The organism is Caldanaerobius fijiensis DSM 17918, assembly GCF_900129075.1.
GTDB classification, from domain to species: Bacteria; Bacillota; Thermoanaerobacteria; order Thermoanaerobacterales; family Caldanaerobiaceae; genus Caldanaerobius; species Caldanaerobius fijiensis.
The window spans coordinates 42,169-61,057 of sequence record NZ_FQVH01000014.1 but is presented as its reverse complement, the minus strand read 5'-3'; the positions used below and the strand labels follow the sequence as shown (position 1 = coordinate 61,057).

The following is an 18,889-nucleotide window of genomic DNA, read 5'->3' as shown; positions in this document are numbered from 1 at the left end:
CATATTACCCGTTCTGGTAGGTATAATAGGGGCCAAAGCAGGTCTTTTTATGCCCTTTATCCTGCCAACGACCATAAGGGCGCCGGCCATAAGTGCACCTGTATTACCCGCAGAGACGAAAGCATCACATTCCTTATCTCTCAACATCTCAAGGCCAATATACATCGATGATTCACGCTTTGATCTGATGGCCGCTACAGGGCTATCTTCTCCTTTTATCACATCAGGTGCATGAACCACTTCTATGTTAGACAGCTTGGCGTTTTCACGCTGGAGAATAGAGTTTATCTCATCGCTTTTCCCTATCAACACGATTTGCTCGTTCATCTCATTTGCTGCCAGCACTGCACCTTTTACTATCTCGTAAGGTGCATTATCCCCACCCATGGCATCTACCGCAATTTTCAATAATTTCACCTCTCCTTTTGCTCGTCAAGAGAGACCAAAATGAATTTCCCTCTAAATACTTCCACATCATTTCGCTTGATCTTAACCCAAACAAAATACTTGTTGCCTCTCTTCCTTATAACCTCAGCTGTGGCTACCAACGTATCACCACTGTAAACGGGTTGCTTATATTTTATATTTGCTACGCCTATAAGGGCAACATCCGCATCTATAACAGAAATCGCCAGCGATTCAGCTTGTGAATATATGTATTGTCCCTTTATTATTCCGGATTTTTTGAATGCCATAAATTCCGAAGGTTGAAATATCGATGTGCCACCTTCGCCTAATTTAAAATTGACCAACTGGCCGACGATTTCATTAAATGCAATAGATCTTATGCTATCAAGCTTATTTTCTGCAACACTTTTTATTCTCTCTTTTTGTTCAGGAATTCCCATCTCCATGCGATCCAGGCGAATAGTCTGTATGCTTACACCCAGTGCTTCTGCAAGGCTTTCATCTGTCAAAAACGGGTTTTCTGCTATCATCTTTTTTATCTCTGCTTGTCTTTTAGACTTTGTCAAAGCCCTCTTCATCGCACACCCTCTTTTATTACCTACTATTGTGACCTACTACTAAATAGTATATAAGATATCTCAAAAAAAATCAAGGTTGTTTTATTCAGGTTTACAAAAAAAGCAAAATAGTAATGTAATACATTACTATTTTGCTTCTGCCATTACATTTCTTCCATCATAATAGCCACAACTCTTGCACACCCTATGGGGTAACATCAGTTCATGGCACTGAGGGCACTCAACAAATTGAGGAACTTCCAGCTTATAATGGGTACGCCTTTTGTTCCTTCTGCTTTTGGATATTCTTCTTTTAGGTACTGCTGCCATACTTGCACCTCCTAATCCTTTTCAAAATACCTCTTTAAAACTGCAAACCGAGGATCTACACCATGGCAATCACTTTCGTCTTCTTCGTCCTCTATTTCTCTTTCTATATCCAACCCTTCACAGTTTTCAGAACACTCAAAGCGCATAGGTAAAGAAAGATATATGCTAGATCTCAAAACTTCGCCCATGTCAATATATTTCTTATCTCCTGACAAAATATTATCGTCGTCATCAGAAAAAGATATATCCTCATCTACCTCCGCTTTAAGAGCGTACTCAAAGGGCTTTAAGCATCTGTAACATTGCACCAACAATTTCTGTTCAATAGAACCTTCTATAAGTATACCATTCTCAGTACCGGAGACCTTTAAGCAGGCATGTGCCGGCCCTATTGTACTTACGATATCCGCTCTTTCAAGACCAACACCTTCATCATAATCTAGCATAACCGTGCGGTCGGCGGCCGCAAACAATTTGTTTATATCTAACTTCATAATGACCACCTCGTGATTACCACATCTATTATACAGGTGGAACCGGCTCATGTCAAGCAAATTACTTTAACAGATCCCTGGTCTCTCGTGCAATCATCAGTTCTTCATTGGTTGGTATTACATATGCCTTAACTCTAGAATCTTCTCTGGTTATCTCAACAATCTTGTTTACGATCTGATTCTTTTCACTATCAAGCTTTACGCCAAGAACTCCCAATCTGTTCAAGATATTTTCCCTCACGCATACTTCATATGTACCTATACCACCTGTAAAGGCAATAGCATCCAATCCATCCATAGCTACGGCATAAGCACCTACATATTTAGCCACCTGATAACTCAAAATATCAAGAGACAGCCTGGCTCGCTTATTTCCTTTGTTCATACTGTCCACCAAATCTCTAGTATCAGCACCGACACCAGATACGCCCGCCAAACCCGATTTTTTATTTAAAACGTCCATCACTTCGTCTATGCTCATACCTTCTTTTTCCATCAAAAACTGAACGATCGCAGGATCTATGCTTCCGCACCTTGTACCCATAGGAATACCCTCTAACGGGGTAAAGCCCATAGTGGTATCAATAGATTTACCGTATCTAACAGCAGCCATACTAGAACCATTTCCAAGGTGTATTGTTACAATCTTCAACTCTTCAAGAGGTCTTTTCATCGCCTCCGCGGTGGTTTGGGCAGCATATTTATGGGAGGTGCCGTGAAACCCGTATCTCCTTATTCTATACTTTTCATAATACTCATATGGCAATGGATATATAAATGCCTCTTCAGGCATCGTTTGATGAAAGGCCGTGTCAAAAACCGCTACATTAGGAGTACCAGGCATCAACTTCTGGCACACTTCTATTCCCAAAATATTTGGCGGATTATGAAGCGGCGCCAGATCTGAACTCTCCTTAATGGCTTTCATAACCTCTTCATCAATCAGCACTGAGCAGGCAAACTTTTCGCCTCCATGCACAACTCTATGTCCTATTGCTGAAATCTCTGAAAGATTATCAATTACACCCAATTCTTTATCTGTCAGAACATCCATAACTACTTTTAATGCTTCAGCGTGGTCATGGGCAACACATGGCCTATCAGGATATTTCTGATCATAGCGAGCATGCCTCAATATCTGTGAATCAAGCCCTATCCTCTGAACTTGACCGTTAGCCATAACAGATTCATCTGTCATATCTATCAGCTGGTATTTAACTGAACTGCTTCCACTATTTATCACAAGTATCTTCATAGCATATCACCTTTCTTAATAGTAATTAATTACCCTGTGCTTCAACAGAAGTTATAGCAATTTCAGCTACTATATCCTCAGGGCTGCAACCCCTTGATAAATCATTTACAGGCTTCGCCAAACCTTGCAAAAGCGGGCCTATGGCTTCAGCTTTAGCCAACCTTTGAGTAAGCTTGTACCCTATATTGCCAGCCTGTAAATCCGGGAATATGAGCACATTGGCATGTCCCGCAACCTTGCTCCCTGGAGCTTTTAACTCTGCAACCTCCGGCACCAGTGCTGCATCAGCCTGTAATTCACCGTCAATTTGTAGATCCGGAGCTATTTTTTTAGCCAATTCTGTTGCTTTTCTAACCTTATCAACCAATTCGTGTTCAGCACTTCCCTTTGTAGAAAAAGAGAGCATTGCCACAATCGGTTCTACTCCTACAAGGGTCTTCATAGTACGTGCTGCAGCTATAGCAATAGATGCCAATTCCTCGGCTGTAGGATTAGGTATAACACCGCAATCAGAGTACAGCAAGACACCATCAGCTCCCAGATTACAATTAGGAACAATCATTATAAAGGAGCTGGACACAACAGATACACCCGGTGCTGTCTTTATGATTTGAAATGCCGGCCTTAACAGATCAGCTGTAGCGTGTATAGCACCTGACACTAATCCATCAGCATCGTCTTCTTTTACCATCATACAACCATAATACATTGGATCTTTTACGATTTCCCTGGCTTTTTCAATAGTCATGCCTTTGTGTTTTCTAAGCTCATAAAATGCCTGGGCATACTCCTCACTCTTGGGGGAATTAGCAGGATCAATTATCTCTGCCCCCGATATATTTAATCCTTTCGCAGCAGCTTTTATTTCCGCTTCGTTCCCTAATAATACGATGTCAGCAATCCTTTCTTTTAAAGCAATCTCAGCAGCCTTCAAATTTCTGGCCTCTGAACCTTCTGCCAGAACGATTTTTTTAATGTTGCTCTTGGCTTTCTCAATAATATTGCCAATAACATCCATTTTATTGGCCCCTTTCACCACCAACATAATGTATACAGAATATCGAATTTATTTTATCACATTATAAAAATTTTTTCAAAACGCTTTTACTATATTTTTTGCAATTCATTTTTGCTATTTAAAAAATAATGAGATAAAATATATGCAAAAACATTCTGGGAGTGATATCTATGCATGTAATGGGAATAATCGTTGAATACAATCCCTTTCACAATGGCCATTTATATCATTTAAACAAATCCAAAGAAGTTACTGATGCTACCCATGTAATCGCTGTCATGAGTGGAAATTACATACAAAGGGGAGAACCCGCTCTTGTAGATAAATGGGCGAGAGCAAAAATGGCTCTATCTTGTGGCGTAGATTTGGTAATCGAATTGCCTTTTGTATATGCCGTTCAAAGCGCTGAAATCTTTGCTTATGGCGCAATAAAGCTCTTAGATAGCACTAATATCGTTGACAGCATATGCTTTGGCAGCGAATCAGGGGACATAAAGGCTCTGACAAAAATCGCAGAAATCCTGGCATATGAGCCCAATTCATTTAAAAGCAGCATAAAAAAGTACCTTAAACAAGGTCGTTCTTTCCCTGAAGCAAGGCAAATAGCAATTGCGGAGCACCTGAAAGCCTCCTCAAATATCCTGGCAACGCCAAATAACATCCTGGCTATAGAGTACATCAAAAACTTAATGAGATTAAATAGCAAGATAAAGCCGTACACTATCAAAAGAATTTCTTCAGGATACCACGATGTAGTAATAAGAGATAATATACCTAGCGCCACGGCTATAAGGAATATATTAAAAGCCAGCAATATGCATAAAATCAATGGCACTATGCCAGATATATGCTATGAGGAACTAATAAAAGAATTTAATAAAGGAAAAGGTCCTGTATTTATAGAAGACTTTGAAATGCCTATATTTTATACTTTAAGAAAAGTAAATAAAAGAGAACTTATGGAAATCCAAGATGTCAGCGAAGGGCTAGAAAACAGGCTGATAAAGTATTCCAGAGAAGCAGGAAATCTAAACGAACTTATAAGCCATGTAAAAACTAAAAGATACACAATGACTAGAATAAAAAGGATATTGATACATACCATGATAGGCATCAAAGAACAGGATTTAAAGATATTTAACGCCAATGGAGGGCCTCAATACATAAGGGTTTTAGGATTTAATGAAAAGGGCAGAAATCTTTTAAAACTTATAAAAGAACGATCTCAGTTGCCTATAATCACCAACGTAAGGAATACAGCTAAATACCCTGCGTTGATAAAATCCATGCTGGAGATCGAAGCAAGGGCTACTGATTTATACGTCCTCGGCTTTAAAAATCCACTAGAAAGAAAAGCGGGACGCGACCAGATGACGTCACCTATTGTTGTCTGATCCCCTTCTCTAATTTTAGTGTATATTCTAATTCATAATCCAGCTCTTTCTGTATATATTTATACTACAGCAATAGCATGGGGAGGATAAAAATGGGATACAAAGACAAATATGAAAATGTATTAACCACCATATTAATATTCTTGGTCACAGCAACTATCGTATTGCTTATTGTTTTTCCCAAAGAAACCCTGGGTGCTGCATCAGCAGGTGTAAAACTATGGTTAAACACCGTACTTCCTTCACTTCTACCTTTTTTTGTAGGTTCTGAACTCCTCCTCGGGTTAGGTGTCGTAAATTTTATAGGAGTTCTTCTTGAACCTATCATGCGCCCTGTGTTCAACGTTCCCGGTGCCGGTTCTTTTGCCATAGCAATGGGCTTTACATCTGGCTATCCGATGGGCGCAAAAATTATTTCAAGAATGCGAGAAGAAAAGCTGTGTACCAGAGCTGAAGCAGAAAGGTTGATGGCCTTTTGTAACAACTCAGGTCCCCTTTTTATGATAGGAGCGGTAGGAGTGGGCATGTTTAAAAGCCCTCTCCTGGGCTATGTGATCATCATATCCAATTATCTCGGAGCCCTAACCGTAGGAATTATATTCAGGTTTTATAAAAATAAAAGAGAAAAACATACCCAAATTAAAATAAATCTAAAAAAAGCCTTAAAAGAAATGATTGAAAACAGAAAAAAAGACGGAAGGCCTTTTGGTGAACTTCTCTCTGATAGCATAGTAAGCTCAGTAAATACCATACTCATGATAGGAGGATTTATAGTCTTTTTTTCTGTATTGATACATCTTTTGAACATCACCGGTTTTATATATGCCATATCAAAGGTCACGGGGATTATGCCTGCCTTTTTAAGCGGAATAGTAGAGATCACCGTAGGTGCATATAATATAAGCATATCTCAGGCGGATGAAATGTATAAAGTCGCATTAGCCGCTACCTTAATCGCATGGGGAGGGCTTTCTGCTCACGCCCAGATATTGAGTTTAATTTCAAAAACCGACATATCCTATTTCCCATTTCTACTATCAAAAATACTGCACGCCGTTTTTGCTTTCGGTTATTCGTACATCCTTTTGGCATATATAAACCCTGATATTTCAGTGTTTTATACCAATAACAATTCATGGCTAAAAAAATTCGAAGCCTCGTCAATCAATTTTATTTTTATAATTCTACTATTTTTATTTTTAGGCATCTCATACCACATGATTAAACATATAGTCCACCACACTATAAGATAAAAGGTCATTTTGCTCTTTTGATTATGATAGGTATCAACTCATCGGGAACCAGGCCTTTCAGACAACCGCCAAATTGGGCCACTTCTTTAATAAGGCTTGAACTTAAATAAGCATATTGGCTGCTGGTCATCATAAAAAGTGTCTCAATATTGTCATCTAGCTTTTTGTTCATAAGCGCCATTTGAAATTCGTACTCAAAATCCGAGATCATTCTCAAACCCTTAATAATCACACTAGCATTATTTTCCTTCATAAAATTTACTAAAAGACCTGAAAAACCCAATACCTCCACATTGGATATATCCTTCGTAACTCTTTTCAGCATATCTATGCGCTCTTCAATAGAAAACATAGGCGTTTTATTTGGATTTTTTAATACTCCCACAATGAGTTTATCAAATATTTTTGCACTTCTATTTATAATATCGATATGGCCGTTGGTGACAGGATCAAAACTACCAGGATAAACAGCAATCTTCACTATTTTCACCTCTCCTCAAATCTTTTATAAAAACTCACAGTTGTCCTTCCATATTGCTTTTGCCTGTATCTTACAAAAAAAGTAATTGTATCAGGCAAAAAATCTTTACTATCATGTTCCACGACAATGATGCCTTCTTCTTTTAACAAATTTTTCAAGCCTATATCCTCAAGAGTTGGAGTTATTAACCCCTTCAAATACGGTGGATCCATAAATATTAAATCAAATTGAGAATCCAATTTCTCCAGAGCTTTTTTGACAGGCATGCAGAGAACCGTCGCCCTATCAACTAATTTTGCCGCCATGAGATTTTTCTTTATAAACTGTACACTCTGTTTACTTTGGTCCACAAATACCGCTTTTTCAGCACCACGGCTCAATGATTCAATCCCCAATGCCCCGCTACCTGAAAATAAATCAAGCACAACTGCCCCAGGTATATATAATTGTAAGATATTAAAAATAGATTCTTTAATCCTATCTGCGGTTGGCCTCACATCAAGTCCTTCCGGGCAATACAATCTAACGCCCTTTGCTGTGCCTGATATGACTCTCATAATATTAACACCTCACATTTATTTTATCAACTATCATGTTTTTTAGCAAAATTTTTATTTTATATGTGTATAAAAGAGCATAAAATGTCAAAAATATAATTGGGAAGCAAAATTCCCCCAAAATTCTTCCTTCAATTTCTCCTCTCCCAAAAATCCAGGTGTCAGCACCTGGATTTTTAATTTTTCCCCTAAAAATTTAAAAAGGAATGATGCTCTAGAAGAGAATCATTCCTTTTTATCAGTTTAATCTATCAGCTCAATTTATCAGTTTAGCGATTTGTCTGATTAGCATTAGCTATGCTGGCTTCAGCCATTTCAATCATTTTTCTTACCATGTGTCCTCCAACAGCACCACAATCTCTAGATGTCAAATTGCCCCAGTAGCCATCAGCAGGAGGTTGAATGCCCAGCTCGTTAGCAACTTCGTATTTCCACTTGTTCATAGCAGCCTTAGCCTGACTTACTACTAAAGGATTTTTAGTTGCTGATCCTTGTGCCATTTATCTCACCTCCTTTGTGCTTGCATTATTAATATAACCATATAACTTGATATATACTCAGGAAATATATATCTGTATTTCTAATTTAATATAACGTCATCAAATGCTTTTGCAAATTTCTTTTTTAATGTATTTTTTATTAAACGATTTTCAGGTGAATTCATGGAAGGATCAACTTTTAAAAGATCCTCTACTGCTTCTCTGGCCTTCTTTAAACATTCAAAATCCCTGGAAAGGTCAGTAACCTTAAATTCAGGCATACCATGTTGTCTCACCCCGAGAAATTCCCCTGGACCTCTCAATAGCATATCCTTTTCTGCAATTTCAAAGCCGTTCTGTGATTTGACCATTATATCCATCCTTTTTCTTATATTCTCTGATGCCATATTTGATATCAAAAAACAATACGACTGGTGTTTTCCACGTCCAACCCTTCCTCTTAGCTGATGCAATTGAGCCAATCCAAATCTTTCGGCATTTTCTATCACTATGGCACTGGCATTAGGCACATCTATGCCCACTTCTATAACCGTCGTTGAAACCAGTATGTCTATATTCCCATTTGCAAAATCCCTCATAATCATTTCCTTATCTAACGGCGATACCTTGCCATGGAGCAAACCCAACCTGCAATCTTTAAAATATCTATTTTTCAAATACTCAAAATGTTCAACGGCGGATTTTGCTTCTATAACGTCTGAATCATTAATTAAAGGACATATAACATAGGCCTGTCTACCTGTTTTTACTATTTTGTGTATAAAATCATATACCTTATCGCTCATATCATCGCTTACGGCATATGTCAATACCTTTTTGCGACCCGGTGGCATCTCGTCTATAATACTCACATCCAGATCCCCATATAAAACCAGTGCTAGTGTCCTCGGTATAGGTGTGGCTGTCATTATAAGCATATCTGGATTCTGACCTTTCTGTGAAAGCATTGCCCTCTGTTTCACACCAAAACGATGCTGTTCATCTGTTATTACAAGCCCCAAATTATTAAATTTGACGCCATCCTGTATTATAGCATGAGTGCCTATCACAATATCTGTTTCACCATTTTCTATACTGAGCAAAATATCATTTTTTTGTCTGGCCGTTAAGCTGCCCGTCAAAAGAGCCACTTTTACATCACAACCGTCTAACATAGAGCATATATTCCTGTAATGTTGTTCTGCCAATACCTCTGTAGGAACCATAAATGCGGTTTGATAACCATTATAAGAGGACATCAATGAAGCAAGAACAGCTATTAAAGTTTTCCCCGAGCCTACGTCACCTAAAACCAACCTATTCATAATTCTATCACTGGCCATGTCTTCCTCCACCTGGCGCCACACCCTTTTTTGAGCATCCGTCATGGCAAAAGGCAACTTTTTGATAAAACTCTCAATTTCAGGTTTTCTGCTAAATTTTATACCTTTTTGTATTCTGTTTTCCATTTTTTTTAACATCATGCCTAATTGTAAAAAGAAGAGCTCTTCAAAAGCAAATCTATACCTTGCTTTCTCAAGTAATTCTTCACTGTCTGGAAAATGCATCTGCCTTAATCCCTCGTGGATCTCCATCAAACCATACTTTTCTCTAAATGAATCGGGAAAAAACTCTTCAACCACATCAATCTCATTGAGGGCATTTGCGATAATATTTCGCATTACTACAGGGCTTAAATCTTCTGTAAGTCTATATATTGGCACAATACCTGTACTCTTTTGAACCTCCGGTGAAAGAATCTGTACTGTTCCAAATCTTATACTTACCTTTCCCGTTAAAATGTATTCACTGCCTATTTTAAATTCATCCTTTTTATAAGGCTGATTAAACCAGACAAGGCTGGCATAACCTGTGCCATCATAAACAGGAATCTTTGTAATCGTAAGCCCTTTACGCGGTTTTATTTCCTGAGCAATACCTATAACCTTGCATTTGATGGTCTGTTTTTCACCATCGATGAGCCTAAAAATAGGTGTAACTTCCCTTAATTCATAATCTCTTGGAAAGTAATACAGGAGATCCTCTATGGAATATATATCTAATCTATTTAATAATTTTACCCTTTTAGGCCCAACTCCCTTAATATACTGTAATTCTTTCATAACTCTCACCTTGTCTTTTTCATCTATTATGTGTTAAAATAAAGGATGTTGAATTTTAAGGAGGTGTTAGAAATGGCAAGAGTATGTGATATATGTAAGAAAACGGCGATGACAGGGATGAAATACAGCCACTCCCATAGAAAAACCCACAGGAGATGGGAGGCAAATATTAAAAAAATCCGGGTGATCGTCAATGGTACACCCAGGAGACTTAACGTATGTACCAGTTGTATACGCTCTGGTAAGGTTCAGAGGGCCATATAAAAAGCGACAGCAGTCGCTTTTTATTTATTTTTTTTCGCTCTAAATATCCTCATCACCTTTTTGAAAATTTTAGTCATAGGGCATCTCATATAAAAGAATCTCAAAGCTCTCACCACCTTTGATCTAACGCTGATACAGCTCTAGACCAACACCCAAAATTACAATTCCCATCATTAAAAACCAAAGCCAGGATGGAACATTTAGTAAGATTATTAAAACCCCTATAAATATAACAGCTGCTCCAATCCATTTATTTGGGTTTTTTTTGCCTAATTTCATAGAAATCAGCTCCCAAATTCTTTTTGTAATATATTTTATTCTGCAAAATCCTATCTGTTACTAATCCCTTGCCATTATCGCCAGCAGCATACCTTCTCCTACTTTAATCCACGCTTTGTCTTCTGTAAAAACATTGCTAATACCACATGGCATATAGATATCCATGAAATCAGGCAATTGATAGTACAGGCCCTCGCTTTTAAGTCCCCTGGCATTTCCTCCAAAAGGAATGAGTGATATTATATCGCCTGGCTTTCCTTCTATTGTTTCTTCTCCCTTTATAATAAAAATCACATTGTGTTCATCTATTATCCGCCCTTTTATATTCCTGCGGCTTAATTCAGCAAGCATGTGGATATTTGCAATAGTATGATCCATTCTATACCCTATCCCGCCGATTATCACAATTTCATCACAGCCCATTTCCACAGCCATATTTACAGCCAGCTGGGTATCCGTAAAGTCCTTTTCCGCAGGATATTTTTCCACTTTAACTCCTTTATCAATATATATATTCAGCAATTCTCTGTCACATGAATCAAAATCACCTACTATTATATCGGGGCGTATATTTAGTTTGTGTGCGTATTCTATACCCCCATCAGCGCAAACACATATATCGTATTTTATATCTTTATAAAACTCAATATCATTTATCACCCCATGGGTTATTACAAGACCTTTCAAACTGCACCCCTGCCTTTTAATAATTCTACCGTTCTAGCCATATCATCGCTTTTAAAAATGCATGTACCCGCCACAATCACGTCAGCTCCTGCCTCTATGACCTTTTGAACATTTTGAGTATCAATGCCTCCATCTACCTGAATCAAAAAGTTTAAGCCTTTATTCTCTCTTAAAGCCCTTAAATCAGCTACCTTATCCAAGGTATATGGTATAAGTTTCTGCCCACCAAAACCTGGATTAACCGTCATAACGAGCACCATATCGCATAGTTCTACGACATAGTCCAAAACCGTTAAAGGTGTAGACGGATTTAATGCAATGGACGCTCTTACGCCGCTCTCTTTAATCCTATTTATCATCCTATCCAGATGAATGCAGGATTCTGCATGGACCGTAATGTTTTTTACACCCAATCTCACTAGATCATTAATGTACTCATCAGGATTGTCTACCATGAGATGAACGTCAAATGGCAAAGCACTCTTACCGACAATAGATTCTATCACAGGAATACCAAAGCTCAAATTGGGGACAAAATGACCATCCATTATATCTATATGCAGCATATCTACGCCAGCTCTTTCAGCGTTTAAAATATCGTCAAGTAGATTTGCAAAATCAGCCGCCAATATAGACGATGACAGTAAAACCATCAATCATATCTCCTTTCTTCTGCCATTCCCACTTCCTCCTGGATACGTAAATAATTATTATACCTTTCACTCCCTATTTTGCCTTCCTTTAGGGCTTCTTTCACAACACAACCAGGCTCCAAAATATGCAGACAATCTGCAAAACGGCATTTGCCTTCATAGGCTTTAAATTCAGGATAATTCTTTACCACATCTTTCCTGGTTAAAAAGTCTAAATCTATTGCTCCAAATCCAGGCGTATCCAATACATAACCCCCTGATTTTAATTGAAGCAACTCTACATGTCTTGTAGTGTGCTTTCCCCTGTTGGCTTTCACGCTTACGTCCCCTGTCTTTAAATTTAAATCGGGCTGAATTGCATTGAGTAAAGAAGACTTGCCAACCCCTGAAGGTCCAGCCAGAGCAGAAGTCTTGTCCTTCATGACATTTTCCAGCTCATCTATTCCTTTCCCATTTTTCGTCGAAGTAAATAACACTTTATATCCTGCTTTTGCGTAAATATCACCATAATAATGGCAAAGATCATTTTCATCTAGATCCACTTTGTTGATGCAAATTACAGCCTCAATATTATTAACTGCACACATAAGCAAAAGCTTATCTATATACAGTAAATTAGGATCCGGGTTGGTCACCGAAAATACCACAATAATCTGATCAACATTGGCTACAGCAGGCCTTATCATACAGTTAGACCTGGGGAGTATTTCCTTTATAAAGCCTTCCCCCTTGCCATTTATATCAATTTCTACGCGATCGCCCACCATTGGCTTTATATCATCTTTTCTGAAACGCCCTCTAGCTTTGCATTCATAAACTTCATTACCGGCTTTTACGTAATATAAGCCTCCTACGCCTTTTACAATAATACCCTTCAACGGAAATCTACCTCTCGTGAATCCTGTAATTTTCCATCGATGTAAAGCTGTAAAATCACCTTACCACTAGCCGAAACGGGTATGCTCAAAGGACTATCCGCATAGTTATTTATACCGTTATACACTACTGTAGACTGATTATTCTGCACCATGACCAGCTCTACACTCATAGGTTTGTCCGATTTAGGCAAATTTACAATAATATTCTTTGTAATCAGTTGTGGATTACTCTGTTGTCCTTGATTAGATGGCGCTTGCTGATTATTCTGTTGGCCCTGCCCTTGCGTTTGTTGCTGACCTGTTGGTTGTTGCGGCTGTGCAGGTTTTTTGCTTACAACAAGATCAATAGAAGTTCCTATATCAACCGATTGATTTGCATCAACAGATTGAGTAAGTACCACATCTTCAGGGCCGGTATCCTCTTGATATTTGACGTTACCCAGTTTCAGCTGGCTGTTTTGTAGCAAAGTCTTGGCTTCATCTAATTTTAGACCCACCAATGATGGCACAGTCACTTTATTAGGGCCTTTGCTGACCGTCAAAACAATTGTCGTGCCTTTTTTTACCGTTCCTGCATCAGGTGAAGGATACTGGGATATAACAATATTTTTAGGCCTATCATCATAGACGTATTTAATACTGCTATTTAGACCTGCATTGTCTAATCTTATCTGGGCATCCCTATAATCAATACCCGTCACATCAGGTATCGCAACCTTTTGAACCCCTTTACTTACGTATAATGTAACAACATAATTTTCTTTGACGCTGGTCCCATGCTCTGGGTCCTGCTTAAATACCACACCAGGAGAATACTGGTCATTATACATTTTAACCTCTTTCGCTTTTAAATGTTTCTTTTGTAGCAAAGATCTAGCATCCTCAGCATTTAAACCTATAAGAGAGGGAACGGTTATCTCTTTTACCCTCATTGAATTATTTAAATAATATACTCCTGCAGCTGATACCGCTCCAAGCGCAATCAACATAAGGGCCGTTATAGCAATGCTAATAAAAACTTTTCTTAATAAACTCTTACCCTTACCATTATTTTCATTTTTAGCATCACTGCTTCGCCTTTGAACCTTTTTGAGCATATCGTCATCTATCTTCATAACCCTTGTTGGATCGTCAAAAGAACTATCGTTGATCTTTACAAAATCGCCATAGGGATCTTTTAAAAAGCGACCTAAATCTGTTAAAAGTTCTTCTGCGCTTTGATATCTGGCGTTTTGGTCTTTCTGGGTGGCTTTCATTATTATCATATTCAAAGCGGGAGGTATGGACGGATTTAATTTTCTGGGCTGAATAATTTCTTCCTGAATATGTTTAAGGGCAACAGATATAGGGCTTTCACCATCAAAAGGCAACCTTCCTGTAACCATCTCGTATAACACGATACCTAGAGAATAGACATCTGATTTTGCATCTATATATCCACCTTTAGCCTGTTCAGGAGAAAAGTATTGGGCAGTCCCTATAATATTTCCAGTATATGTTAAAGTTGTATTACCTCCAGCTCTTGCTATTCCAAAATCTGTAACCTTTGCCCGACCATCATCTGTAATAAGAATATTTTGAGGCTTTACGTCCCTGTGTACAATACCTCTCTTGTGGGCATGATCCAGCGCAGAGGCTACTTGTCTCGCAATGTCAACGGCATAATCTACAGGTAGCGGTCCATTGTTCTCTTTAATAACCTTTTTTAGTGTTTTCCCGTGGACATATTCCATTACGATATAATATATCCCATCATCACATCCCACATCGTATATATTTACAATATTGGGGTGGGATAAACTGGCCGCAGCCTGTGATTCCCTTTTAAACCTTTCAATAAAATTTTCGTCGTTAGCATATTCAGGACGCAAAACTTTTATCGCCACATATCTATTAAGTAAATTGCACCTGGCTTTATAAACAATACCCATGCCGCCTTCTCCTATTTTTTCAAGCACTTCATATCTATTTCCCAGCAATCTGCCTATCACCCAACTCACCTCCCTTTTAATTGCTGTCAACTTTTGCTATTACAACAGTTATATTGTCATAACCGCCCTTATCATTGGCCGCTTTTATTAACTCATCACAAGCTCTGTCGGGTTCATTGTCATTAACGATATCCAGTATTTCCTGATCCGTTAACATATTAGTCAACCCATCTGTACAAAGCAATATAATATCGCCAGGGCTTATTTCATCAATGACTATATCTATCTCAATATCATTACAAGTACCCAAGGCTCTCGTTATTATATTTCTCTGGGGATGCACTCTGGCCTCATTTTCTGTTATACTACCCTGCCGTATCAATTCTGCCACTAACGAGTGGTCGTTGGATATCTGTTTAATTTTTTTGTCCCTGATGAGATATGCTCTGCTATCACCTATGTGACCTATAAAATACTTGCCGTTTTCGATCAATAACAAGGTGAGGGTTGTACCCATGCCGCTCATACTTTTATTTAAGGTAGCCTTTTTAAATACTTCTGAATTCCCTTCAACTATAGCCTCTTTTATAAATCTGATTATCTCGTAATCATCCTTAACCAGCTGTTTATAGTTTTTTTCAAAGTAATCTACTACCGATTTAATCGCAAGACTGCTGGCCACTTCTCCGGCATTGTGTCCACCCATTCCATCCGCCACGATAAACAACTTGAATTCATCGTCATTCTTAATATAATATCCGTCCTCGTTATTTTCTCTTGCATTTCCTACATCAGTTTTTCCCACTGCCTTCATCCTATCACCTCACTTACCTATACTGTTCATATAGCTTCTCCTGAGTTGTCCACAGGCAGCGTCTATATCGCTGCCAAGCTCTCTCCTCACAGTAGTACTGATACCTCTGTTCTGAAGAGTTTTGGCAAATTCCTGTATTCTCTCCTCACTAGGTCTCACAAACTGATTATTTACCTCATTTACCGGGATCAAGTTAACATGGCATAACATATCCCTCAATAGCCTTGCCAATTCCACAGCATGATGTATTGAATCATTAAAACCTCGTATAAGAGCGTATTCAAATGTTACCCTTCTATTCGTTCTCAACGTATAATATTTACATGCCTGCAATATGTCTGCAATACCGTATTTTTTGTTAATAGGCATTATCTGAGATCTAATTTCATCATCAGGAGCGTGAAGTGACACGGCTAAATTAACCTGCAGCCCTTCATCAGCCAATTTCATAATACCTGGCACAATACCGCAAGTTGAAATAGTAATATGCCTTTGCCCTATATTTAGACCATTATCGCTATTTATACACCTGACGAACTTCAAAACTTCGTCATAGTTATCAAAAGGCTCGCCGCTACCCATGAGAACAACCCTCGATATTTTATGCCCCAAGTCCCTCTGAGCTGCCAATATTTGTTCTATCATTTCACCCGACGAAAGATTCCGCTCCATGCCGTTTATAGTAGAAGCACAAAAAGCGCAGCCCATCCTGCATCCAACCTGCGTCGAAACACATTGGGTATAACCAAACCTGTACTTTATGACTACGGTTTCTATTACATTTTTATCTTTCAATTTCAACAGGTACTTTATAGTATTCCTATCTTTTGATAACTGCTTCTTTACAATAGACAATCTTCCTATATAGGCTTTTTCCTTTATTCTATTTTTCAAATCATTAGAAAATACTGTAATCTCTGAAATATCATTTATGCCCTTATAAAGCCAATTAATCAATTGTCTGGCCCTGTAAGCAGGTTCACCGATCTTCTCAAAAAATTTTTCTAACTCTTTCTCATTAAGATCGTAAAGGTCTATCATAATAATAATCCTCCATATTTATTTTCGCCTTAGGCAGGATATGAAGAAACCATCAAGACCATGGATATGAGGGTAAAATGATGTAGTTGATTCCAGTTCAAAATCTTTGTTTTCATGCAAAAACCTCTCTACCTGTCCCATGTTTTCTTCATAAGTAATGGTACATGTGCTATATACTACTAGACCACCACTTTTTACATACTTTGCTGCATTATTTAAGATCTGATGTTGTATACTGACGAGCTCTTTCTCATCTTCAGGCTTTCTGCTCCATTTTATATCAGGTTTTTTTCGTATAACCCCATATCCTGTGCAGGGTGCGTCAACCAAAACCCTATCAGCCTTATTTACCATATGCTGGTCCAATTCCCGAGCATCATATAACTGTGTCTTTATGATCTTTATGCCCAATCTCTCACAATTTTTCTGGATCAATGCAAGTTTATGCTCATATAGGTCTCTAGCCAGTATTATACCTTTATTTTCCATAAGTTGAGCTATATGAGTAGCCTTCCCACCAGGCGCACTGCATACGTCTACAATAAACTCACCTGGCTCAGGGTTTAAAAGATGGGATACCATCATAGAACTCTCACCCTGCACCTGAAAGAGGCCATTTTTGTATAAATCAAGTTTATCTATCCCTCTAATCCCATATACATAAAGAGCCTCTCTGGCATATTTACCTTTTTTAACCTCAATACCTTGTCCTTCCAGAGCTGTCGTAAGACCGTCTACATCCGTCTTTAACGTATTTACCCTTATAGATACGTCAGGCTTTTGATTGCTGGCTTCTAAAAAGCTTTTTACAAAATCGTAGTCATAATCTTTTAAAAATCTCTCTACCATCCACTCCGGATATGAATACTTTAAAGATAGATATTCAACGGGTTGAAGATTTTCATCAGGAAATTTTACCCCATTTCTCAAATACGTCCTTATAATCCCATTGACGAATTTAGACGGACCTATGCCGCAATATTTTTTTGTCAGCTCTACTGCCTCATCACAGGCCGCCCGAGGAGGAATTTTATCAAGATACATTATCTGATATATTCCCATCCTCAACAGATTTAAAACACGCAGATCAGGTTTCGTTCCCTTTTTAGCCAGTGAAACTATTACATAATCCAGAGTATTCTTGCGCTCAATAACCCCATAAACCAGCTCTGTCACTAGCGCCCTATCCCTTGAATCTAAACGGAATTTATCAAGATATTTTTTTAACGCCATATCTGCATAGGATTTATTTTCTTCTACATCCATTAAAACCTTAAAAGCTAATTCTCTTGCCTTCATCATTCTTCCCTGTTCCTAATAGCCAAAAGCCTCAACAGCTGTGCAATAGCCACAATTGTAGCAGCCACATAAGTCATCGCTGCTGCACTTAAAACGGCTCTAACCGGTTTTAATTCACTTTTTGTGATAAACCCCTCACCACTTAGCATGGCAAGAGCCCTATTGCTGGCATTAAATTCTACTGGCAATGTCACAATCTGAAATAATACAGCGCCGATAAAAAACAATATCCCGATATTTATAAGTGAAGGCAATCCAAATATAATACCTGCTATCACAAAAATCCACGTCAAATTAGAACCCAAATTTGCTATAGGCACCAGTGCATTTCTTACAGCCAGAGGCGCATAACCCTGCGCATGCTGAAGGGCATGACCGGTTTCATGAGCGGCAACTCCTATAGCTGCTATTGAACTACTGCCGTAGACGGCTTCAGATAACCTCAACACCTTACTTCTGGGGTCATAATGGTCTGTCAGACTACCAGGGATCATCTGAATCTCTACATCGTAAAGACCGTTTCTATCCAATAAGCTCCTTGCAACCGCAGCTCCCGTAAAGCCATAGCTGTTAGGTACTTCAAGATATCTAGCAAAAGTGCTCTGAACTTTCGCCTGTGCATAAAGTGCAAAAATAATGGCTGGAAGTACATATACCACATAGGTATAATCAATACCATAGAAAAAAGGCATAA

General features: G+C 38.4%; 21 protein-coding genes and 1 pseudogene. 3 read left to right on the top strand and 19 right to left on the bottom strand.

The window, feature by feature from the left end:
• From BUB87_RS07360 to pta, 6 genes and pseudogenes are all read right to left on the bottom strand, one after another.
• A pseudogene (locus BUB87_RS07360) lies at positions 1 to 408 on the bottom strand (phosphate acyltransferase PlsX); the annotation flags it as partial.
• A gap of 5 nt (positions 409 to 413) precedes the next feature.
• Complete coding sequence (gene fapR, locus BUB87_RS07355) at positions 414 to 986, bottom strand: transcription factor FapR (protein ID WP_073343491.1); 573 nt, start codon at positions 984 to 986, stop codon at positions 414 to 416.
• A gap of 126 nt (positions 987 to 1,112) precedes the next feature.
• A complete protein-coding gene (gene rpmF, locus BUB87_RS07350; protein WP_073343489.1) occupies positions 1,113 to 1,295 on the bottom strand; it encodes a 50S ribosomal protein L32 in 183 nt (60 codons plus the stop codon).
• 11 nt (positions 1,296 to 1,306) lie between these two features.
• Positions 1,307 to 1,789, bottom strand: coding sequence for a YceD family protein (locus BUB87_RS07345; RefSeq protein ID WP_073343486.1), 483 nt, complete (start codon positions 1,787 to 1,789; stop codon positions 1,307 to 1,309).
• Between the two features lie 61 nt (positions 1,790 to 1,850).
• Positions 1,851 to 3,044, bottom strand: coding sequence for an acetate/propionate family kinase (locus BUB87_RS07340; RefSeq protein ID WP_073343484.1), 1,194 nt, complete (start codon positions 3,042 to 3,044; stop codon positions 1,851 to 1,853).
• Positions 3,045 to 3,069: 25 nt separating this feature from the next.
• Positions 3,070 to 4,062 (bottom strand): phosphate acetyltransferase, encoded by a 993-nt coding sequence (pta, locus tag BUB87_RS07335; RefSeq protein ID WP_073343481.1) that lies wholly within the window; start codon positions 4,060 to 4,062, stop codon positions 3,070 to 3,072.
• 170 nt (positions 4,063 to 4,232) lie between these two features.
• On the opposite strand from pta, the gene BUB87_RS07330 reads away from it, so the two are divergent.
• On the top strand, positions 4,233 to 5,456 hold the full coding sequence (locus BUB87_RS07330; protein WP_073343479.1) for a nucleotidyltransferase: 1,224 nt from the start codon (positions 4,233 to 4,235) through the stop codon (positions 5,454 to 5,456).
• Positions 5,457 to 5,548: 92 nt separating this feature from the next.
• Positions 5,549 to 6,709: a sporulation integral membrane protein YlbJ gene (gene ylbJ, locus BUB87_RS07325; protein ID WP_073343476.1), complete on the top strand. Its 1,161-nt coding sequence runs from the start codon at positions 5,549 to 5,551 to the stop codon at positions 6,707 to 6,709.
• A 4-nt stretch (positions 6,710 to 6,713) separates the two neighbouring features.
• Here the strand turns inward: ylbJ and coaD are convergent, their stop codons facing one another.
• From coaD to recG, 4 genes are all read right to left on the bottom strand, one after another.
• Positions 6,714 to 7,190: a pantetheine-phosphate adenylyltransferase gene (coaD, locus tag BUB87_RS07320; RefSeq protein WP_073343472.1), complete on the bottom strand. Its 477-nt coding sequence runs from the start codon at positions 7,188 to 7,190 to the stop codon at positions 6,714 to 6,716.
• A gap of 5 nt (positions 7,191 to 7,195) precedes the next feature.
• Entirely contained in the window at positions 7,196 to 7,747 is a 552-nt protein-coding gene (rsmD, locus tag BUB87_RS07315; RefSeq protein WP_073343470.1) for a 16S rRNA (guanine(966)-N(2))-methyltransferase RsmD, read from the bottom strand.
• A gap of 269 nt (positions 7,748 to 8,016) precedes the next feature.
• Positions 8,017 to 8,247 (bottom strand): alpha/beta-type small acid-soluble spore protein, encoded by a 231-nt coding sequence (locus BUB87_RS07310; RefSeq protein WP_073343467.1) that lies wholly within the window; start codon positions 8,245 to 8,247, stop codon positions 8,017 to 8,019.
• A gap of 80 nt (positions 8,248 to 8,327) precedes the next feature.
• Positions 8,328 to 10,349 (bottom strand): ATP-dependent DNA helicase RecG, encoded by a 2,022-nt coding sequence (gene recG, locus BUB87_RS07305; RefSeq protein WP_234945988.1) that lies wholly within the window; start codon positions 10,347 to 10,349, stop codon positions 8,328 to 8,330.
• 72 nt (positions 10,350 to 10,421) lie between these two features.
• Here recG and rpmB point away from each other — a divergent pair, with 72 nt between their 5' ends.
• Complete coding sequence (gene rpmB / locus BUB87_RS07300) at positions 10,422 to 10,613, top strand: 50S ribosomal protein L28 (protein ID WP_073343462.1); 192 nt, start codon at positions 10,422 to 10,424, stop codon at positions 10,611 to 10,613.
• Positions 10,614 to 10,736: 123 nt separating this feature from the next.
• On the opposite strand, the gene BUB87_RS14365 is transcribed toward rpmB, so the two are convergent.
• Genes BUB87_RS14365 through BUB87_RS07260 form a run of 9 tightly spaced genes read right to left on the bottom strand, consistent with a single transcriptional unit; the run spans position 10,737 to position 18,887 of the window.
• Positions 10,737 to 10,892 carry a hypothetical protein gene (locus BUB87_RS14365; protein WP_159432377.1) on the bottom strand — a complete coding sequence of 52 codons (156 nt, stop codon included), beginning with the start codon at positions 10,890 to 10,892 and terminating at the stop codon, positions 10,737 to 10,739.
• A gap of 60 nt (positions 10,893 to 10,952) precedes the next feature.
• The gene (locus BUB87_RS07295) at positions 10,953 to 11,579 is read right to left on the bottom strand and encodes a thiamine diphosphokinase (protein ID WP_073343460.1); all 627 of its coding nucleotides are present in this window, start codon (positions 11,577 to 11,579) and stop codon (positions 10,953 to 10,955) included.
• Positions 11,576 to 12,232 (bottom strand): ribulose-phosphate 3-epimerase, encoded by a 657-nt coding sequence (gene rpe / locus BUB87_RS07290; protein WP_073343457.1) that lies wholly within the window; start codon positions 12,230 to 12,232, stop codon positions 11,576 to 11,578. Before rpe ends, BUB87_RS07295 begins: the two co-directional genes overlap by 4 nt.
• The gene (gene rsgA / locus BUB87_RS07285) at positions 12,232 to 13,110 is read right to left on the bottom strand and encodes a ribosome small subunit-dependent GTPase A (RefSeq protein WP_073343455.1); all 879 of its coding nucleotides are present in this window, start codon (positions 13,108 to 13,110) and stop codon (positions 12,232 to 12,234) included. The genes rpe and rsgA overlap by 1 nt, the downstream gene beginning before the upstream one ends.
• The gene (pknB, locus tag BUB87_RS07280) at positions 13,107 to 15,101 is read right to left on the bottom strand and encodes a Stk1 family PASTA domain-containing Ser/Thr kinase (RefSeq protein WP_073343452.1); all 1,995 of its coding nucleotides are present in this window, start codon (positions 15,099 to 15,101) and stop codon (positions 13,107 to 13,109) included. Before pknB ends, rsgA begins: the two co-directional genes overlap by 4 nt.
• A gap of 16 nt (positions 15,102 to 15,117) precedes the next feature.
• Positions 15,118 to 15,855: a Stp1/IreP family PP2C-type Ser/Thr phosphatase gene (locus tag BUB87_RS07275; RefSeq protein WP_073343450.1), complete on the bottom strand. Its 738-nt coding sequence runs from the start codon at positions 15,853 to 15,855 to the stop codon at positions 15,118 to 15,120.
• 9 nt (positions 15,856 to 15,864) lie between these two features.
• The gene (gene rlmN, locus BUB87_RS07270) at positions 15,865 to 16,896 is read right to left on the bottom strand and encodes a dual-specificity RNA methyltransferase RlmN (RefSeq protein WP_073343447.1); all 1,032 of its coding nucleotides are present in this window, start codon (positions 16,894 to 16,896) and stop codon (positions 15,865 to 15,867) included.
• A gap of 18 nt (positions 16,897 to 16,914) precedes the next feature.
• Positions 16,915 to 18,195, bottom strand: coding sequence for a 16S rRNA (cytosine(967)-C(5))-methyltransferase RsmB (gene rsmB, locus BUB87_RS07265; protein ID WP_073343445.1), 1,281 nt, complete (start codon positions 18,193 to 18,195; stop codon positions 16,915 to 16,917).
• Positions 18,195 to 18,887: a zinc metallopeptidase gene (locus BUB87_RS07260; RefSeq protein ID WP_073343442.1), complete on the bottom strand. Its 693-nt coding sequence runs from the start codon at positions 18,885 to 18,887 to the stop codon at positions 18,195 to 18,197. The genes rsmB and BUB87_RS07260 overlap by 1 nt, the downstream gene beginning before the upstream one ends.
• Positions 18,888 to 18,889: the final 2 nt, after the last annotated feature.